At 70.8% G+C, this 17,704-nt stretch carries 19 protein-coding genes; 11 read left to right on the forward strand and 8 right to left on the reverse strand.

Going from position 1 to position 17,704, the window contains the following annotated elements; all coding sequences use genetic code 11:
- Both VFR64_05535 and VFR64_05540 read left to right on the forward strand, forming a co-directional pair.
- Nucleotides 1-566 (forward strand): VOC family protein (locus VFR64_05535; protein ID HET9489198.1); only part of this gene is annotated, 566 nt, incomplete at its 5' end.
- Nucleotides 512-1,318 (forward strand): NAD(P)-dependent oxidoreductase, encoded by an 807-nt coding sequence (locus VFR64_05540; protein HET9489199.1) that lies wholly within the window; start codon nucleotides 512-514, stop codon nucleotides 1,316-1,318. The genes VFR64_05535 and VFR64_05540, both read left to right, overlap by 55 nt.
- A 33-nt stretch (nucleotides 1,319-1,351) precedes the next feature.
- On the opposite strand, the gene VFR64_05545 is transcribed toward VFR64_05540, so the two are convergent.
- The 3 genes from VFR64_05545 to VFR64_05555 form a co-directional block, all read right to left on the reverse strand.
- Nucleotides 1,352-1,600 carry a hypothetical protein gene (locus VFR64_05545; protein HET9489200.1) on the reverse strand — a complete coding sequence of 83 codons (249 nt, stop codon included), beginning with the start codon at nucleotides 1,598-1,600 and terminating at the stop codon, nucleotides 1,352-1,354.
- Between the two features lie 102 nt (nucleotides 1,601-1,702).
- Nucleotides 1,703-2,848, reverse strand: a complete 1,146-nt coding sequence (locus VFR64_05550) for an alpha/beta fold hydrolase (GenBank protein ID HET9489201.1) — start codon at nucleotides 2,846-2,848, stop codon at nucleotides 1,703-1,705.
- 188 nt (nucleotides 2,849-3,036) lie between these two features.
- Nucleotides 3,037-3,378 carry a PCYCGC motif-containing (lipo)protein gene (locus VFR64_05555; protein ID HET9489202.1) on the reverse strand — a complete coding sequence of 114 codons (342 nt, stop codon included), beginning with the start codon at nucleotides 3,376-3,378 and terminating at the stop codon, nucleotides 3,037-3,039.
- Between the two features lie 119 nt (nucleotides 3,379-3,497).
- Here VFR64_05555 and ligD point away from each other — a divergent pair, with 119 nt between their 5' ends.
- Both ligD and VFR64_05565 read left to right on the forward strand, forming a co-directional pair.
- Entirely contained in the window at nucleotides 3,498-4,439 is a 942-nt protein-coding gene (ligD, locus tag VFR64_05560) for a non-homologous end-joining DNA ligase (GenBank protein HET9489203.1), read from the forward strand.
- A 39-nt stretch (nucleotides 4,440-4,478) separates the two neighbouring features.
- Nucleotides 4,479-4,979, forward strand: coding sequence for a DUF1440 domain-containing protein (locus tag VFR64_05565; GenBank protein ID HET9489204.1), 501 nt, complete (start codon nucleotides 4,479-4,481; stop codon nucleotides 4,977-4,979).
- Here the strand turns inward: VFR64_05565 and VFR64_05570 are convergent.
- The 5 genes from VFR64_05570 to VFR64_05590 all read right to left on the reverse strand — a co-directional run bounded on the left by VFR64_05570 (nucleotide 4,976) and on the right by VFR64_05590 (nucleotide 11,184).
- Nucleotides 4,976-6,967: an amylo-alpha-1,6-glucosidase gene (locus VFR64_05570; protein HET9489205.1), complete on the reverse strand. Its 1,992-nt coding sequence runs from the start codon at nucleotides 6,965-6,967 to the stop codon at nucleotides 4,976-4,978. The two genes, VFR64_05565 and VFR64_05570, sit on opposite strands and share 4 nt — an antisense overlap.
- A 17-nt stretch (nucleotides 6,968-6,984) precedes the next feature.
- Complete coding sequence (gene treZ / locus VFR64_05575) at nucleotides 6,985-8,859, reverse strand: malto-oligosyltrehalose trehalohydrolase (protein HET9489206.1); 1,875 nt, start codon at nucleotides 8,857-8,859, stop codon at nucleotides 6,985-6,987.
- A gap of 73 nt (nucleotides 8,860-8,932) precedes the next feature.
- Nucleotides 8,933-9,715, reverse strand: coding sequence for a ferritin-like domain-containing protein (locus VFR64_05580; protein HET9489207.1), 783 nt, complete (start codon nucleotides 9,713-9,715; stop codon nucleotides 8,933-8,935).
- A complete protein-coding gene (locus VFR64_05585) occupies nucleotides 9,715-10,920 on the reverse strand; it encodes a hypothetical protein (GenBank protein ID HET9489208.1) in 1,206 nt (401 codons plus the stop codon). The genes VFR64_05580 and VFR64_05585 overlap by 1 nt, the downstream gene beginning before the upstream one ends.
- A 3-nt stretch (nucleotides 10,921-10,923) precedes the next feature.
- Nucleotides 10,924-11,184, reverse strand: a complete 261-nt coding sequence (locus VFR64_05590; protein HET9489209.1) for a hypothetical protein — start codon at nucleotides 11,182-11,184, stop codon at nucleotides 10,924-10,926.
- A 129-nt stretch (nucleotides 11,185-11,313) separates the two neighbouring features.
- On the opposite strand from VFR64_05590, the gene VFR64_05595 reads away from it, so the two are divergent.
- From VFR64_05595 to recA, 7 genes are all read left to right on the forward strand, one after another.
- Nucleotides 11,314-11,976: an outer membrane lipoprotein carrier protein LolA gene (locus VFR64_05595; protein HET9489210.1), complete on the forward strand. Its 663-nt coding sequence runs from the start codon at nucleotides 11,314-11,316 to the stop codon at nucleotides 11,974-11,976.
- Nucleotides 11,976-12,464 (forward strand): YajQ family cyclic di-GMP-binding protein, encoded by a 489-nt coding sequence (locus VFR64_05600; protein ID HET9489211.1) that lies wholly within the window; start codon nucleotides 11,976-11,978, stop codon nucleotides 12,462-12,464. The genes VFR64_05595 and VFR64_05600 overlap by 1 nt, the downstream gene beginning before the upstream one ends.
- Nucleotides 12,461-13,774: a 30S ribosomal protein S12 methylthiotransferase RimO gene (gene rimO, locus VFR64_05605; protein HET9489212.1), complete on the forward strand. Its 1,314-nt coding sequence runs from the start codon at nucleotides 12,461-12,463 to the stop codon at nucleotides 13,772-13,774. The genes VFR64_05600 and rimO overlap by 4 nt, the downstream gene beginning before the upstream one ends.
- Before the next feature lie 24 nt (nucleotides 13,775-13,798).
- The gene (locus VFR64_05610; GenBank protein HET9489213.1) at nucleotides 13,799-14,302 is read left to right on the forward strand and encodes a phosphatidylglycerophosphatase A; all 504 of its coding nucleotides are present in this window, start codon (nucleotides 13,799-13,801) and stop codon (nucleotides 14,300-14,302) included.
- Entirely contained in the window at nucleotides 14,293-15,501 is a 1,209-nt protein-coding gene (locus VFR64_05615) for a nicotinamide-nucleotide amidohydrolase family protein (protein ID HET9489214.1), read from the forward strand. The genes VFR64_05610 and VFR64_05615 overlap by 10 nt, the downstream gene beginning before the upstream one ends.
- 17 nt (nucleotides 15,502-15,518) lie before the next feature.
- Nucleotides 15,519-16,079, forward strand: coding sequence for an RNA 2',3'-cyclic phosphodiesterase (gene thpR / locus VFR64_05620; protein ID HET9489215.1), 561 nt, complete (start codon nucleotides 15,519-15,521; stop codon nucleotides 16,077-16,079).
- A gap of 117 nt (nucleotides 16,080-16,196) precedes the next feature.
- Nucleotides 16,197-17,704 (forward strand): recombinase RecA (recA, locus tag VFR64_05625; protein ID HET9489216.1); only part of this gene is annotated, 1,508 nt, incomplete at its 3' end.

The raw sequence follows: 17,704 nt of genomic DNA on the forward strand, positions 1-17,704 counted from the left end.
AAGTGCCGCCACCCGACCCCCCGCTGACGCTCAACGCGCCGGGCCACATCACTCGAACCGCCAGGCGCGGCTATCCCGAGGAGCAGCCGCCCCGCCCGCGAAGGCTCGGTCACGTCCTGCTCTTCACCGGCAACCTCGAGGGCCAGATCGACTTCTACACGCGCGTGCTCGGCATGAAGATGAGCGACCGCGCCCGGTCCGTCGTCGCCTTCCTGCGTTGCACGACCGACCACCACAATCTCGCGTTCCTCGCCTCGCGGGGCCCCGGCTTCCACCACGGCTCCTTCGAGGTCGGCAACGTGGACGAGATCGCCATGGGGGCCCTGGCCATGCAGGCGGCCGGGTTCCAGCCCGGGTGGGGACTGGGACGCCACGTCATCGGCTCGAACTTCTTCTATTACATCCGCGATCCCTGGGGCAGCTTCGCCGAGTACTTCCACGACCTCGACTACATCCCCGAGGACTGCCCGTGGCAGGCCCGGGACTTCCCGGAGCAGGACGCGCTCTACAAGTGGGGTCCGCCCGTGCCCGAGGACTTCGCGCTGAACCGGGAGCTGGAGGGCTGAGCGGCCGTCCGGTCCTCGTCACCGGACTGAGCGGGCGCATCGGCGGCGCTCTGCTCGAGCACCTGGGCTCCGCCTGGCAGCTCCGGGCTCTCAACCGGCGGCTGGTCCCCGGCGTCCCCGGGCACCAGGCCGACATCGCGGACCTCGAGGCTATCCGGCCGGCGTTTGTCGGCATCGACGCCGTCGTGCACCTGGCCGCCCTCGCCGACGGCAGCGCGCCGCTGGACGCGGTGCTCCGCAACAACGTCGTCGGCACGTACAACGTCTTCGAGGCTGCGCGACAGGCCGGCGTGCACCGGATCGTCTTCGCCAGCAGCGGAGCGACCGTGAGCGGCTGGGAGCGGGAGATGCCCTACCGCGCCCTGGTGGCTGGACAGTACGACGCCGTGAGCACGTGGCCCATGATCACTCACGAGACACCGGTGCGGCCGGTGGGACTCTACGGGGCGAGCAAGATGTGGGGCGAGGCGCTGGCCCGGCACTACGCCGATGCCCACGGGATCTCCACCATCTGCCTGCGCATCGGCCACGTCGTGGCGGAGGATCGCCCCCTGACCGTGCGAGACTTCTCGGTCTGGTGCAGCCGGCGCGACGTCGCCCGGATGATCGGCCACGCGCTGGCGGCGCCGGAGAGCGTCCGCTTCGACGTCTTCTTCGTCCTCTCCGCCAACCGCTGGGCCTATCGGGACATCACTCACGCTCGCGACGTCCTCGACTGGTCACCGCTCGACCGGGCCGAAGACCACCGCTGAGCGATGAGCGGCGGCGTCGCGCCGACGCTGCCCTCAGGCGCTCAGGCGGGAGACGACCTGGCGCCGCAGGCCTGGCGCCGGGCGCCGCACCCCCCCGGGGCTCGGACGCTCGCTGCGGACACCGGCCTTGCCCTCCACCTGCGCGGCCCTGCGGGCGCGACGACGATGGGCGATCTCCTCGGCGGCGAGCCACACCGGTACGCTGATCGCAATCCCAAAGCCGATCACCGTATTGAGGTCCATGATCGAGTCCCCCCGACCGTGGGCGAGAGCACAGGGCATACCAGGTCTCGGCTTCAATCTGATCAGTCACTTACGAGCAGGACGCGGCCGCGATCGGGCAGGCTGCCCGGAGCCGCCGGGCGGCGGCGCCCGAGCGCCCGCTCAGCGCAAGTCGCGGAAGAACGCGCGGATGTCGGCGGCCAACAACTCCGGCTCTTCGAGCGCCGCGAAGTGCCCGCCGGCCGGCATCGCCGTCCAGCGGCGAATGTTGTAGACGCGCTCGGCCAGGCTACGCGGGGGCCGCAGGATCTCGCGCGGGAAGGCCGCGTAGGCCGTCGGTACCGTGACCGGCTGCCGCTCGGAGATCGGCCAGGGACCGTGGTGGCGTGCGTAGTAGGGCCAGAAGGAGGAGCCGACCGCTCCGGTCACCCAGTACAGCATGACGTTGGTCAGCAGGACGTCCCTGGAGAACCTTCGCTCGACCTCGCCCCCGCAGTCGCTCCAGGCCCGGAACTTCTCGACGATCCACGCAGCCAGCCCGACCGGGGAGTCGGTGAGGGCGTAGGCCAGGGTCTGGGGCCGGGTCCCCTGAATCCACATGTAGCCCGTCTCCTCGCGCAGCCAGTGCTCGAGCTCGGCGTAGTAGGCCGTCTCCTCCGCGCTGGCGCTGGCGGCGAGCCGCGTGTCCCGGCGGACGGCCAGCAGGTTCAGATGGATGCCGACCAGGCGGTCCGGGTACGCCGCGCCGAGACAGGAGGTGACGAAGGCGCCCCAGTCCCCGCCCTGGGCGGCGAAGCGGCCGTAGCCGAGGACGTCCGTCATGAGCGTGGCGAACGCCTCGGCGATCTCCACCACGCCGAAGCGAGGCTGGTCGGGGCGGAACGAGAACGCATACCCCGGCAGCGAGGGCGCCACCACGGTAAAGGCGTCGCGGGGGTCGCCGCCGAACCGCGCGGGGTCGGTCAGCATCGGGATGAGCCGCTGGAACTCCACGATGGAGCCCGGCCAGCCGTGGCAGAGCAGCAGCGGCAGCGGCGCGGGCCCGACGCCGGCCTCGTGGACGAAGTGCACGTCGATCCCGGCCAGAGGCACGGTGAGCTGGCGCAGCCCGTTCAGCGCGGCCTCGTGCGCGCGCCAGTCGTACTGCTCGCGCCAGTAGGCGACCAGGGCTTTCAGGTACCCGAGGTCGGTGCCGTAGCGCCAGCCGCCGCCCGGCACCTCGTCGGGCCAGCGCACGCGCTCCAGCCGCGACCGAAGATCGTCCAGCACGGCGTCGCCGACGTGGATGGTGAACGGCCGCGGCGTCACGCTGGCCGGCTCAGCCGGGGAAGGTCAGCCGCGGGTCGGCGGCCAGCACGGCACGCTCAGTCTTTCGGAAACGGCGTCGGGGTCGGCTCGCCGCGATACTTGGCGTCGATGGCCCGTCGGGCCTCGGCCAGTGAGCGACCTCGCCTGCGCGCCGCCATCACGTCACGCGTGATGTTCAGGCAGAGGGCTCAGGTGGCCGCGTGGCTGGTGAAGGTGATCGTGCCATCGGCGTTGTCGGCCTTGACGTAGCAATCGCGGTTGCTGGCGTGGCCGAAGCGGCCGCAGCCGCACATGCAGGGGATGTACCGCAGCTCGTCGCCATGCTCCACGGCGTAGCGATAGAGCCTCTGCTGATCGGGCGTGCTGGCGAACTCGGGCCACTGCCCTCGGGGAAGCGTCTGGACCTTGTCGCCGATCTCGTCGACGGTGACGGGCGCGCCACCCGCGGCCCGGCTGGCCAGCAACGCCGCGGCCGTTCCCCCGGCGGACAGGACGGCCAGGCTGCCGTAGACGAACCGCCGGCGATGCATGTTCCCCTCCACGGCCCAACGATCCTACGAGAGGGCGCCAACTGCAAGCAGCAGGCGCGGCCAGGGTCCGCCACGGCCCGTCGTCCGTCGGCGCCTCAGCGCGGCTGCTAGACTGAGGCATGGCGGCTCGCGTCGCGGCACAGCGGAAATCGCCGGTTTGGGCTGGCATCGCGGTCTCGAACCCCGACAAGCTCATGTACCCGGCGGCGGGGTTCACCAAGGCCGACGTGGTCGCCTACTACGTCGCCGTTGCCCCGTACATGCTGCCGCATCTACGCGGGCGGCCCGTCACGCTCAAACGCTATCCGGACGGCGTGGGCGGCAAGTTCTTCTACGAGAAAGACGCCCCCGCCCACACGCCGGCCTGGGTCAAACGGTTCCCCGTCCCCCGACAGCGTGGCGGCCCGGACATCCAGTACATCGTCATCGAAGACGTCCGGACCCTGGCCTGGTGCGCCAACCTGGCGAGCCTGGAGATCCACCCGTTCCTGCATCGCGTCCCGGCGCTCGACGTGCCCACGGCCGTCGTCTTCGACCTCGACCCCGGACCGCGCACGGACGTCGTGACGTGTGCGGAGGTCGGCTTCCTGCTGAAGGGGCTCCTGGATCGCCTGGAGCTCCAGGCCTTTCCCAAAGTGTCCGGCTCCAAGGGCATCCAGGTCTACGTGCCGCTCAACACGGCCGTCACCTATGCCGAGAGCCAGCCGTTCGCGCGGACGGTCGCGGAGTGGCTGGAGCGCGAGCATCCCCGGCTCATCACGGCCGACATGGCCAAGAGCCGGCGGTCGGGACGCGTGTTCATCGACTGGAGCCAGAACGCGCCGCACAAGACCACGGTCGCCGTCTACTCGCTGCGCGCCAAGCGGGAGCGCCCATTCGTGTCGATGCCGGTGACGTGGGAGGAGCTCAGGCGCGCGATCCGAGCCGGCGACGGCCGGCGTCTGTACTTCGAGCCCAGGGCGGCCCGGGCCCGCCTGGCCAGGCACGGCGACCGGTACCGGCCAGTCCTCACGCTCGAGCAGGCGCTGCCCAGGCAGTTCACGTCGCGCCTGGCCGGTTGATCCGCGGCTGATGGCCCGGGAGTTGTATAGGCGAGGGGCATGAGCTTGCGGCTCGCCGTGTACGGGGCGCTGGGTGGATTGAATGGGGCCGGGTGCATGTCGGTCCTGCGCCTCGCCGCCCGCCGGGCCGGGTTGATCGAGCGGATGGCGCCCCAGGTCGTCGAGGACTGGGCCATCAGTCGCACGGGGCTCGAGCCTCCGGGGGGCGCCGCCGGCCGCCACGTCGCGGATCACATCCTGCATCTCGTAGTCGGTGTCCTGGCCGGCGCTGGGTACGGCGCCGTCGCGCGAGCGTCACGGACGCCGTCGCTGCCGACCGGGGCCCTGTTCGGGGTGGTGGTGTGGGCCACGGCCTTTGGCCTCGTGGCCCCGGCCCTGGGCATCACCCGACCCATCTGGCGCCAGCGGCTCGGGGAGAACATCGTCAACGCCACCGCCCACGCCCTGTTCGGCATCGCCACCGCGCTGACGACCGAGGAGCTGGCCGGGCAGCTCCGGCGCGGTACCTCGGCCTGGCACTACAGGATGCGGGTCGGCTAGACCGCGGTTCGCACCCGGCAGCGAAGTACCTCGGCCACGCTCCAGGCCTGGGCCACGCACCCGCGCGGCGTGTAGGGCGGCTCGGCGTCGAAGATCTCGGAGATCGTGCCCAGACACGCCTCCCCCAGGTGGGCCTCGAACCCCGCCAGAAGCTTCCGGGCCCCGGGCAGGTCGTCCGGGTGCACCCGCAGCCAGGCATCGAGGAACGGACCGATCAGCCACGCCCACACCGTGCCCTGATGATAGGCGGCGTCGCGGGCGCGCAGATCGCCGTCGTAACGCGCCTTGTAATCCGGATGCTCGGGCGCCAGCGAGCGCAGCCCCACGGGCGTGAGCAGCCGGGCCTGCACCGCCTCCAGCACCGAACGCCACCGGGCGCGGTCCAGCACGGCGTGGGGCAAGCCCAGCGCCAGCACCTGGTTGGGGCGGCAGGCGGCATCGTCCCCGCTTTCGCCGTCGACGACGTCATAGAGCCAGCCGCCCTCCGCGTACCAGAAGCGCTCGTTGAACGACGTCCGCACCCGCTCGGCGTGATCGCCGTACGGCTTGGCCGCTCCCTCGTGCCGCAGCCGGCAAAGCCACTGCTCGACCACGCGGAGCGCGTTGTACCAGAGCGCGTTGATCTCCACCGCCTTGCCGCGTCGGGGCGTCACCACCCAGCTCTCGGCCTTGGCGTCCATCCAGGTGAGCTGGTAGCCGGCCGCGCCCTGGCGCAGCAAGCCGTCGGCCGGGTCGACGCCGATGCCGAAGCGCGTGCCCTCCAGGTGGCGGGCGACGATCTCCAGCATGATCGGCAACAGCCGGTCCAGGGTCTCGTGGTCCCCGGTCGCGGCCACGTAGCGGTCCAGGGCGTGGAAGAACCACAGCGTCGCGTCGGCGGTGTGATAGAGCCCCTCGGTATCGCCTTCCGGGAACAGGTTGGGGATGAGCCCGTCGCGGACGTGTCGGGCAAAGCCCCGAAGCACCCAGCCGGCCTCGCGATGTCGTCCGGTGGCCAGCAGCAGGCCCTCGAGCGAGATCATCGTGTCGCGTCCCCAGTCCGTGAACCAGTGATAGCCGGCGATCACGCTGCGCACGTCGTCGCCGGCCGCCCTTGCCCGCGCGGTGTCCTCGCGCCGGCCGGCCGGGGTCACCACGAACTGGTCGGCGGCCAGGATGAGCCCCGCCCCCAATCCCTCGCGCGCCGGCGCCGGCGCCGCCTGCAGCAGCGAGTGACGGCGGGCCACTTCAGCCGCGCGTGCGGCGTCCGGCGTCAGCGCGTCGCAAATTTCCCAGCCCTCGGTGGAGGCGACCAGAGTCGCCGGCGCCCCTCCCGGGACGAGGTCGAGACGGAAGTACCCGGGGCTCCACACGTCGCCGCGGAAGTCGTAGCCGCGGGCCTCCTCCACGCGATAGAGGACGTGGGAGGTGAGCTTCGGCTCCACGGTGAACGCGCCGCCCGCCGCGTAGAGGCGCAGACGTAATCGGGGCAGGTCACCGGGCGCCGAGAGCTCCAGGTGCTCGTCCACGGCCGTCAGCGTGTAGGGCGCGGCGATCGGGGTGCTGACCGGCGCATTGTGCGGCCTGAAGTTCATCGATGGCCGGAGGACCAGGCGGAGCGGGCTCGGGCCCGCGAGCAGGCGATACGTGACGTAGACGGTGTTCTGACCGTAGGACATGAGGACGCGCTTCTCCAGCCGTCCCTCGCCCACGCGGTAGCGCCAGACCGGCAGGCCCAGATCCAGGTGAAACTCTTCCAGCAGCCGCGGGCCGTCATCCTCGTCGCTCAAAACCAGCGTCTGTCGATCGGGGAGACGGACACGCTCCCACGCGTGCGCCAGCATCACCATGCGACCCAGGGGCGCCGGCAGGGCCGCCACGAGCAGGGCGTGGTAGCGTCGAGTCACGACGCCGGAGACGGAGCCGGACGCGTAACCGCCCAGGCCGTTGGTGACCAGCCACTCGCGCCGGATCAGCGCCTCGCTGTCGCCTTCGGCGGGCCACGTCATACGACGCAGCGGCGACGTCATGACCCCCGCGCCGCCGGCGCCAGCACGACCGCCGCGTGAGCGGGCAGCTGGAGGATGCCGTCGGCGGTGATCACGGGTGGGGTGCCGGCGCCGCCGTACCGCGGGTCCTCGCTCGACCACATGACCTTCCAGTCGCCGCGCGGCGGAGGCGCCAGCAGCGGCTCCGGAATCGGATCGAGGATGAGATCGCGGCCGAGGTTCACCAGCAGCAGGCGGTCACCGAGCGGCCCGCCCCAGAACCGCACGACGAACGCCTCCTCGCCGAGGACGGCGCCTTCGACGCCCCGGGCGCGAGACGCAGCGAACACCGGATCGGCCCGCCGGAGCGCCAGCAGGTCGCGGTGGAGCGCGTAGGCCGTGGCGTGGCGCTCGCGCTCGGTGAGGTCCAGGCGGCACGCCTCGAAGGTCCCCGGGTCGCCGGGATCCGGCAGGCGGTGACGCACGCCGGCCGCGGCGGGGAACTGGGCCATGAAGTCCTGGCGCCCCCGGCGAACCTCCGAGGCCAGGTCGCCGGCGTGGTCGGCGAAGAAGGTCCACGGCGCCGAGGCGGAGAACTCCTGGCCCTGGAAGAGGAGCGGCGTCTGCGGGCCGAGCAGGAGCAGGGCGGTGAGCGCACGGTGGCGGCCCGGGCTGGTGAGCCGATGCAGTCGATCGCCGTAGCCGAAGTTGGCCACCTGGTCGTGGTTTTGCAGATAGTGGATGAAGTGCGCGGGCGGCACCCCGAACGTCGGCGTGCCCCGTCGGCTGCTCTGCCAGCGGTAGCGCTGGCCCTGATAGAGGTAACTCCACTTCAGCGCCGACACGAGCTCCTGGGCCGTACCCCGGTAATCGGTGTAGTAGCCCTCGTGGCGGCCGGTCGCGGCCACCCGCGCGGCGTGATGGAAGTCGTCGTTCCACAGGGCGTCGAAGCCGTGCCCGCCCCGGGCCGGCGGCCGCACCAGGTGCACGTGCTGGGGCTCGTTCTCGGCGACCAGCAGGCTGCGCCGCCCTCCGGCCGCCGAGCGGACCCGCTCGGCGATGGCCGTCAGGATGTGGGTCGGCGAGGCATCGTCCATGGCCTGGGTCGCGTCCAGCCGCAGCCCGTCCAGGTGGAATTCGTCGATCCAGTAGCCGGCGTTGGCCACGAAATACTCGCGCACCGGTCCCGATCCCGCTCCGTCGAAGTTGATCGCGCGCCCCCACTCGTTGTCATGGCGATCCGTGCAGTAAGCGGGTGAGAAGGTCTCCAGGGGGCAGCCCGCTGGGCCCAGGTGGTTGTAGACGACGTCCAGGATCACGCCGAGGCCCAGCGCGTGAGCCTGGTCGACGAAGCGCCGGAAGTCGTCGGGGGTTCCGTACAGGCGCGTGGGTGCGAAGAGGTTGACCCCATCGTAGCCCCAGCCCCACCGGCCGGCGAAGTCCGCCACCGGCATGACCTCGATCACCGTCACGCCCAGCCGGGCCAGCTCGGGAAGCTCCCGCATGGCCGAGGCCCAGGTTCCCGGCGGAGTGAACGTCCCCACGTGCAGCTCGTAGAGAACGGTGTCCTGGAGGCTGACTCCCGACCAGTCGGCGTCGGTCCACACGAATCGCCCGGGATCGACGACCCGGGAGGGGCCGAACGGCCCTTCGGGCTGAAACCGGGAGGCCGGATCCGAGAGCAGCGGACCGCGGTCGAGGCGATACCGGTAGAGCGTGCCGTCCGCGGCCCGGTCCGTCGTCAACGCGAAGTACCCGTCGTCCTCAGGGGCCAGCTCCAGCGCCGTCGTGTCGTCGATGAGGACTTCCACGCGGCGCGCGACCGGGGCCCAGACCCGGAACCGGACCCCGTCGCCGACGATGTCCGCCCCCACCGGCAGCCGGGCGGGGAGTGTCGAGGCTGGATTTTGCATCGCGCCAGTCCTGTCTGGACGGCTCCGGGCCCCGTCGGGCCCGGAGCCGTCCAGAGCGGCGCCCGGGGGGCCGTTACGCTCGGCGACGAGCCTGACCCTGGCTCGAAGGCCCGGGCGGCTCGGCTCCCGCGGCGGCCCCATCCCGGCTCTGGCCGGCAGCGACCCACCGCCGTACGTTGCGCAGGTGATCCCGCTCGTGCTCGATGGCCTGGCGGCAGTGTTCAGCCAGCTCGTCGTGGCCCGCCTGCGCGGCCAGTTCCTCGAGCGCCGTCCAGCACTCGTTGTCGGCGAGCTCGGCCACGAGGATCGCCTCCAGGCTCTGCAGCAGGTTGGTGCGAGGGTCGGAGAGGACCTGGGGCAGCCCGCTCGACATGTTGGCAGCGAGGTTGGCCGCGGGGGTCAGGGCGGTCGGGTCACCGCCCAGATCCTCGATGGCCTGCTGCAGCATGTCCGCGTGCTCGTACTCCTCCTGCAGGATGTGCAGCAGATCTTGCGCGCTCGGGCCGCCGGCGAAGCCGCCATAGGCCTGATGTTTGGAGAGTAGTGCCTCGTACAGACGGGCGCCGCTGTGCTCGAAGGCCAGCCGCTCGCCGAGCTTGTCCAGGAGCAGCACGGGCTGGCCCCCGGTCGCCGCCGTGATGGCTGATTTGGCCTTGTCCACGAAGGAGGCCGGCGGCGAAATCTCGCCCAGCGAGCCGTCGTCCTGCACGTAGGACACGCGCACCTCGGCGATGGCCTGGGCCGTGCCGGGCGACGACGGGCGAAATTCCCGCGTGGCCGCCACCATCTCCTCGCCGAGGCCGCCGGAGGCCGTGATGCCGGTTCGATTGTTGCCTTGCTGGGGTGGCTGTCTCATCAGGCGGCCCTCCTTCCGCGGGGCCCGGGCTGGGTCGTCAGCCGCATGGCCGGATCGGTCAGCTCGGTGCCCGGGCGCCACACGTACCCGGCGGCGACGGTCTCCGAGGGGGATCCCTGGGAGTTCAAGTGGTCTCGGTAGGCTCGGGTGGCTTCGGATTCCTGTTCGCGGTCCACGAACTCGGGGCCCACGGCGCTCAACGTTACCTCACGGCGCAGGACCTCGCGCACGAACTCGCGGTGGCTCTGGTAACGGATCGGCTCGGGCAATTGCCGGGGCAGCACCTCGGCCGCGTCGCGACGCTCGATGTCCTCGAACAGCTGGGCGACGAAGCGGACGTGGCCGAGCTCGTACTCCAGGAAGCGCTCCCAGATGGCGCGGATGCGAGGATTCTCCTCGGACTCCACGCAGCTCCAGTAGTTGTAGACCTCGCCCGCCTCGTGCAAGAGCCACTTCTCCAGCCAGGTCTCGCTGGGGTCGATGATCGACTCGTACTGGGTGACGTGCTGCTCCTCGATGGAGGCGATCTCCGCGTAGAGCATCCGCGCCACCGGGTCCGCGAACATGGGGCCGATGGTCATGTAGTAGTCGTGGGTCTGGTGCTCGCCGGCCATGATGGTCAGGGCGTGCAGCTTGGTGAGGGGGCTGGCCTGCGCGCGGTTGTAAGGTTTGCGCAGGTCGTCCAGAGGATGCCGGTGCTCGACGGCCGTGGGACGCCCCGGCACGATGTCGGAGTAGCTGTGCACGAGGGTATTGGCATCCTTGCCCATGAGCCGGTCCATCAGCGCCGAGTAGCGGTAGAGGTGGTCGAAGTCCTCCAAGAGGCCGAACCGGTAGACCTGAGCGAGGTACGGGTCGGGCTCCTTCTCCGCCACACTCGCGGTCACCTCGATGGCGACCTGCTCGAAGCCGATGGTGGTCTCCAGCGGGTTCTGGTCGGCCGGGTTCAGCCAGTTGACGAGAGTCTGCTGGTGCTGCTCGACCCGCCGCACCTGGGCCAGGGCTTGCTGCAGCGGCCCGTTCATCCTGGCGCAGGCGTGAGAGAAGCGCAGGGCCTCCGACTCGATACCGTTCATGAGGATGACCCGGACTCGCGTGAACGCGTCGTCCATGATCTTGTTGTAGGGGGTCTGGACCAGCTCGCGCCAGGTGAAGCGCTGCTGCTCCAGGGGTACGCCGGTGTCGCGCAAGATGTTGATCGCCATGCTTTACTCGCTGCCTTCCAGCTTGACCAGCTTGTTGTACAGCCCGATGATCAGGATCGTGGGCACCCACTGCCCGACGAAGTTGGCCACGTTGCGCTGCCCTGCCATGAGCAGGAGCGAGGAAAGCGCCATGGCGCCGATGCCGAGCGTGAGATAGGTTCCCGACGGGATCCGGGACGTCTGCGACTCGATCATCTTCGTGATGCTGCCCTCGCTCGCGCCGCCTGTACCGAATTGCTCTCCGGGGTACGTTGCTGCCTGCATGAGACCCTCCTTGATGTTCTGCCGAGAATCGGCAGTGCAAGTTCAGGGCCGGTGATTTTCACGCCGGCCGCCGCAAGGACGGCGCAGGCGCCATGGCCGGCGTGGGGGCGGTGGTATACACTCACTCGGATGATGCGTGGCGCCCGCGTGCTCGTGCTGACCGTGCTCGCCCTCGCTGTGGTCACCGGCCCGGCGTCGTCGCTGACCGTGGACGAGGTGGTCCGGGGCCTCGAGCGGGCCTATCGGGGCATGACCGACCTCAAGGCCGAGTTCACCCAGACGGCGTTCAACAAGAGCCTGAACTCGACCATCCCGGCCCACGGCGCGATCTACATGAAGAAGGGTGGCAAGGTCCGCTGGGAGTACGCCGAGCCGACCCGACAGGAGATCGTCTCCGACGGCAAGACCCTGTGGGTCTTCACGCCCTCCCTCAACCAGGTCAACACCGGCCCGGCGCCGGAAGCCCTGGCCGGGCCCGCCGGCTCGTTCCTGGCTGGCCTGGGGCGCCTGCGCGAGCACTTCCACGTGCGCCTGCTGAACCCCGCCCAGGTCACCGACGCGGACGGCAACGTGGCCCTGGACCTCACGCCCCGGGAACCCGTGCCCACGCTGACCCGGCTCATCTTGACGGTCGACCCTCGCTCCTGGCAGGTGCGTCAGGCCGTGGTCTTCGACCAGTTCGAGAACACGGTGACGATGAAGTTCTCCAAGGTCGCGGTCAACAGCGGCCTGGCCGACCGCCTCTTCACGTTCGTCCCCCCGCCCGGCGTGGCCACCGTCCCCCTGCGCTGATGGCCGACAACTCCTTCGACGTCGTCTGCAAGATCGACATGCAGGAAGTGACCAACGCGCTCGATCAGGCGCGGCGGGAGATCGAGACCCGCTACGACCTCAAGGGGTCCCGCAACGAGATCGCCCTCGACAAGACGGACATCGTCGTCGCCGCCGCCGACGACATGAAGCTCAAGGCGGTGGTGGACATTATCCAGTCACGGCTCCACCGGCGCGGCGTCCCGCTCAAGGCCCTCACCTACGGCAAGGTGGAGGAGGCGGCCGGCGGTCTCAAGCGCCAGCGGATCGGCTTGCAGCAAGGCATCCCCATCGACAAGGCCCGGGAGATCGTCCGGCTCGTCAAGGAGACGAAGCTCAAGGTCCAGGCCGCGATCCAGGAAGACCAGGTCCGCGTCTCCGGCAAGAGCCGCGACGACCTGCAGCGGATCATCGCGCTGCTCAAGGAACGCGACCTGGGGATCGCCCTGCAGTTCGCCAACTACCGATGAAAGTCCACCTCACCACGCTGGGCTGCCCCAAGAACGAGGTGGATTCCGAGCTGATGCTCGGAATGCTGGCCCAGGCCGGGTTTCCGCTGGTCGATCGCCCCGAGGAGGCGGACTGTCTGGTCGTCAACACCTGCGCCTTCATCGACCGGGCTCGCGAGGAATCCGTGCGCACCATCCTGGAGCTGGCCCGGCTCAAGGAATGCGGCCGGGCCACCTCGCTGATCGTCACCGGCTGCCTGGCGCAGCGGTACGGCGGCGAGCTGCTTCGCGAGATGCCCGAGATCGACGGCGTCCTGGGAACATCGGGGCTCGAGCGCATCGTCGACCTGGTGCGCCAGGCCGCCGGGCGCCGGGACTGGGCGACCTCGGCCCCTCCCGGGTACCTCTACGACGCCGCCACGCCGCGGGTGCTGTCGAGCCCCGTGCCTTACGCGTACGTGAAGATCGCGGAGGGCTGCGATATGGCCTGCACCTTCTGCGCGATCCCGAGCTTTCGCGGCCGGCACCGCAGCCGCGCCCTGACCGACGTGGTGGCCGAGGTCGAGAACCTGGCCCGGCGGGGCGTCCAGGAGGTGATCCTCGTCTCCCAGGACACGCTGGCCTACGGCCGAGACCGGGCGGGCAACGGTGACATCGGTGACCTGCTGCTGGCGCTGTCCGACACGGCCGTGCCCTGGATCCGCCCGATGTATCTGCACCCGGCCCACGTCACCGACCGGCTGATCGCCAGGTGGCGGCGCGCCCGTGTCCTGCCCTACCTGGACATGCCCGTCCAGCACGGCGACGACGGGGTCTTGCGGGCGATGCGCCGGGCGGTCACCGCCGCCCGCATGAAGGACATCGTCGCGGCGTTCCGTGACGCCATCCCCGAGCTCACTGTGCGCACGACGGTGCTGGTCGGCTTTCCCGGCGAGACGGAGACGGCGTTCGAGAACCTGCTGCGCTTCCTCGAGGACGTGCGCTTCGACCGCCTGGGCGTCTTCACCTACTCGCCGGAGGACGGCACGCCGTCGGCCGGCTTTGCCGATCAGGTCCCTTCGGAGACGGCCGCCGAGCGGGCGGCCGCCGTCCAGGAGCTTCAAGATCGGCTGGCCTGGGAGAGCAACCAGTCGTTGCTCGGCACCGTGCAGTCGGTGCTGGTGGACGGCCGCAGCGAGGATCCCGCCTTCGACTGGGAGGGTCGCACGGCCGGGCAGGCTCCCGAGATCGACGGCGTCGTCTACCTGCATGGCAGGCTGACGCCCGGCCGCCTTGCCGCCGTTCGGATCACGGCCGTGGAGGGCTACGAGCTGGTCGGCGAGCCCGCCTGAATCGCCGTCGTGTAGAGTAGGCGCATGCGCGACAGCCCGGCGGCACCGGTCCTGGCGGGGGCGTCGGGCCGCCGGGGCGACCGGGTCGCGATGCTCGTGGCCACCGTGGGCGGAGTCGGCTACGCGCCGGTGGCGCCCGGCACGGTCGGCAGCGCCGTGGCGGCCGTGCTCTTGTGGCTGATTCCCTTCTCCAACGTCGGGCTCGTTTTCTTCCTCCTCGCCGTGACGTCGGCGGGCCTCTGGGCCAGCCATCGCGTGGAGCGGGTGCTCGGGGTGCGAGATCCGGGCGCGATCGTGATCGACGAGGTCGCCGGCCTGACGCTGGCGCTGCTCGCCGGTCCCCGCACGTTGCCGGTGATCGTCGTGGCGTTCCTGCTCTTCCGCGTCTTCGACGTCCTCAAGCCCTTCCCGGCCCGCGCGGCCGAGCGGCTGCCGGGCGGGGCCGGCGCGATGGCCGACGACCTCGTGGCCGGGCTCTATACCCTGGCCGCGCTGCTCGCGCTGGAGGCCGTGGCGCGATGGCTTTGATCCCGGCCGTGCAGCTGGTGAGCGTGGGGGCCGCCGTGGACGACCGGATCGGCGCGGTCACGACGGCGCTGGCGGCCGCGGGGTGGCCGCCCGCGGCGCGGATCTTCGTCGAGGACGACGAGCCCGCGCTGGAGCGCGCGCTGGCCGGGGAGGTCGCCGTGACGGTGCTGGTCGCCGCCCCCGGCGCGCGGGCGGAAGAGCTCGTGCGCTGGACGCTGGCCCGCGTGGCCGGCGTGCGGCTGGTCGCCCACGAGCGGATGGAGGCGCTGTTGCGACGGCGCGGGCGCCCGCAGGCCGAGCGGCTGGCCCTGCTCCCAGACGGGGCCGATCTGTGGGCGACGCCCGACGCCGAGCCGGCCTGGGCCCTGGAGTCTCGGGGCCGCGCGTTCGTCGTGCTGCCCCACGACGGCAGCGCCGCGCCCGCCCTCCTCGAGCGGCTCACCAGCTTCGTCCGACCGCGGCTCGGCGGCGGGGGCGTCGCCGTCCGCACGCTGCGCGTGACCGGGCCCGGCCTGGCGGCGGTCGAAGAGAGGCTGGCCGGTCGTGCCGCGAGCGACGCCGTGGCGGTGACCGTCCTCGCCGCCGAGGGCGAGGTGTGGGTGAGGCTGCGGGCGCGCGGAATCACGCCGGAGGCCGCTGCCGCTGCGCTCGACCGGGCGGAGGCCGGCCTGGCGTCGGTGCTCGGCGAGGACTGCTACGGGCGCGACGAGGAGACCCTCGAGCGCGTGCTGGGGGCCGTGCTCGCCGAGCGCAAGCTGACGCTGGCCGTCGCCGAGTCGTGCACGGGCGGGCTGCTCGGCCATCGCCTCACCAGCGTGCCCGGCTCCTCGCGCTACTTCGAGCGCGGGGTGATGGTCTATTCCAACCGCGCCAAGGAGGAGCTACTCGGCGTGCCCGCCGAGGTGCTTGCCGCCCACGGCGCGGTCAGCGGGCCCTGCGCCGAGGCCATGGCTGCCGGGATGCGCCGGGTCGCCGGCACCGATTGCGCGCTGGCGGTCACCGGCATCGCGGGCCCGGATGGCGGCACGCCGACCAAGCCGGTGGGCACCGTCTTCGTCGGGATGGCGGTGGGCGACGATGTGCGGGCCGAGCGATTCCACTTCGCCGGCGACCGCGCCGCGATCAAGTGGCACTCGGCGCAGGCGGCGCTCGACCTGCTCCGGCGGCGGCTGCTCGCGGCACCGGAGCCTGGCCGATAACCCGGATCCGATCCTTCGTGGCGATCCTGCTGCCCGATTCCTTGCGGGCGGCGCTCGCCGCGGAGATCGAGCGCCTGGCGCCACGGGCCCGCGATGTCGCCTGGGTCGGCTCCGAGAACCTGCATCTCACGCTGAAGTTCCTCGGCGGCGTCGAGCCGGAGCGTCTGGAGCGGGTGGCCGCCGCGCTGGGGGCCGCGGCGGCGACGGTCGCCCCCTTCGAGGTGGCGCTGCGCGGGCTGGGCGCCTTCCCGTCCCAGCGCCGTCCACGCGTCGTGTGGGCCGGAGCCCACACCGGCGGGGCGGCGGTGACTGCCCTGGCGGCTCGGGTCGAGGACGCGCTCGGCCCGCTCGACTTTCCGCGCGAGGCTCGCGCCTTCTCCGCCCACGTGACCCTGGGCCGCGTCCGGGAGCCCCGCCGCGCGGCCGCTCTGGGCGAGGCGCTGGCCGCGGACGCCGAGAAGGACTTCGGCCGGTTCCGGGTCGAGCAGGTGACGCTGATGCGCAGCGATCTGTCGCCTCGCGGCGCCCGCCACACCGCGCTCGCGTCCTGGCCGCTCGGCGGGCCGGTTCAGCAGTGAGCCGTGCCGCTCTTCAGACATTGACCTCTGCCGCCACGGACTCCTAGAATGCTCGAGGCGGGATTCGACGGAGAACCTCTCACGGTGCAGGCGCCCCGGCGGTAAAGGAGACGATCCATGGCTGAAGTCAAGAACGATCGGCGGCAGGCCCTGGACCTTGCCATCGCGCAGATCGAGCGGCAATTCGGCAAGGGCGCGGTCATGCGGCTGGGTTCGGGGGCGCCGCTCGAGGAGATCGCCGTCATTCCCACCGGGGCCCTCAAGCTCGACGCCGCCCTGGGCGTGGGTGGACTGCCGCGCGGCCGCGTGACCGAGATCTACGGGCCCGAGTCCTCGGGCAAGACCACGCTGGCCCTGCACGTGGTGGCGGAGGCCCAGCGGCTCGGTGGCGTCGCCGCCTTCATCGACGCCGAGCACGCGCTGGATCCCCTCTACGCCCGCAAGCTCGGGGTCAACACCGACGAGCTGCTCATCTCTCAGCCCGACACCGGCGAGCAGGCGCTGGAGATCGCCGAGACGCTCGTCCGCTCCAACGCCGTCGACGTGATCGTGGTGGATTCGGTGGCGGCGCTGGTGCCGCGGGCCGAGCTGGACGGCGACATGGGCGACTCGCTGCCGGGCCTGCAGGCCCGGCTCATGTCCCAGGCCCTGCGCAAGCTCACCGCGGCGATCTCCCGGTCGGGGACGGTCGTCATCTTCATCAATCAGATCCGCGAGAAGATCGGGGTAATGTTCGGTTGTCTGCATCACGATACCCGGGTTGTGCTTGCGGACGGAACCCGAGAGAAGATCGGTCGAATCGTCAAGGAGCGGCGGGAAGTAGAGGTGCTCTCCTACGATGCCGAGACGAAAGCAGTCGTCCCGCGGCGAGTGGTCAACTGGTTCGATAACGGTCGAGCTGATTACTTCCTGCAGTTCGAGGTCCGTGGAGGGCCAGCACGACGGCGCTGCTTCGCGGCCACACCGAATCACATGATCTTCACCCCCCACGGGGAGATCCCGGCCGGTGAGTTGAACGTCGGTGATGAAGTCCTCTTCTGTATGCCCGATTACGAGCTAACCGATGACCAGGAACAAGTCCTGCTCGGCGGGACTTTGGGGGATGGCTCGTTACGGATGGTCGGATTGCATTCGGCCCACTTCCGGGTCGCTCACAGTCCGCGACAGAAGGACTATCTGGAGTGGAAACATGCCTTCCTCGAGCCGTTTTCGGGTGCGATCGGGAGAGTCGGCAACGGTCTCGGCTTCACCATCCTTACCATGCCCTGCCTCGCCCAGTTACACGCCGCACTCTACGACTCCGATGGAAACCGGACGGCAAGCCGCAAGGCCCTCGATCGGCTCGATGCCCGCGGGCTGGCCGTGTGGTATGGGGATGATGGCTCGTTCGCGGGTTCATTCAACCGTTGGGGGAGAGGCAAGGCCGTACTCTGGAACAAATCGCTGCAGGGTGAAGGGCGTGCGGCGGTAATTGCCACGCTCCGCCGCCTTGGTTTTGAACGAATCCGCGACGATGGTCGTGGCTTTTGGTTCGGCGCCAAAGAGGCCGCACGGCTGCACGAGTTCATCGCGTCGTATCTCCACCCAGCTGTCGATTACAAGCTACACCCCACGCTCCGCGGGCG

It is taken from the genome of Candidatus Methylomirabilota bacterium, assembly GCA_035709005.1.
GTDB lineage: Bacteria > Methylomirabilota > Methylomirabilia > Rokubacteriales > CSP1-6 > 40CM-4-69-5.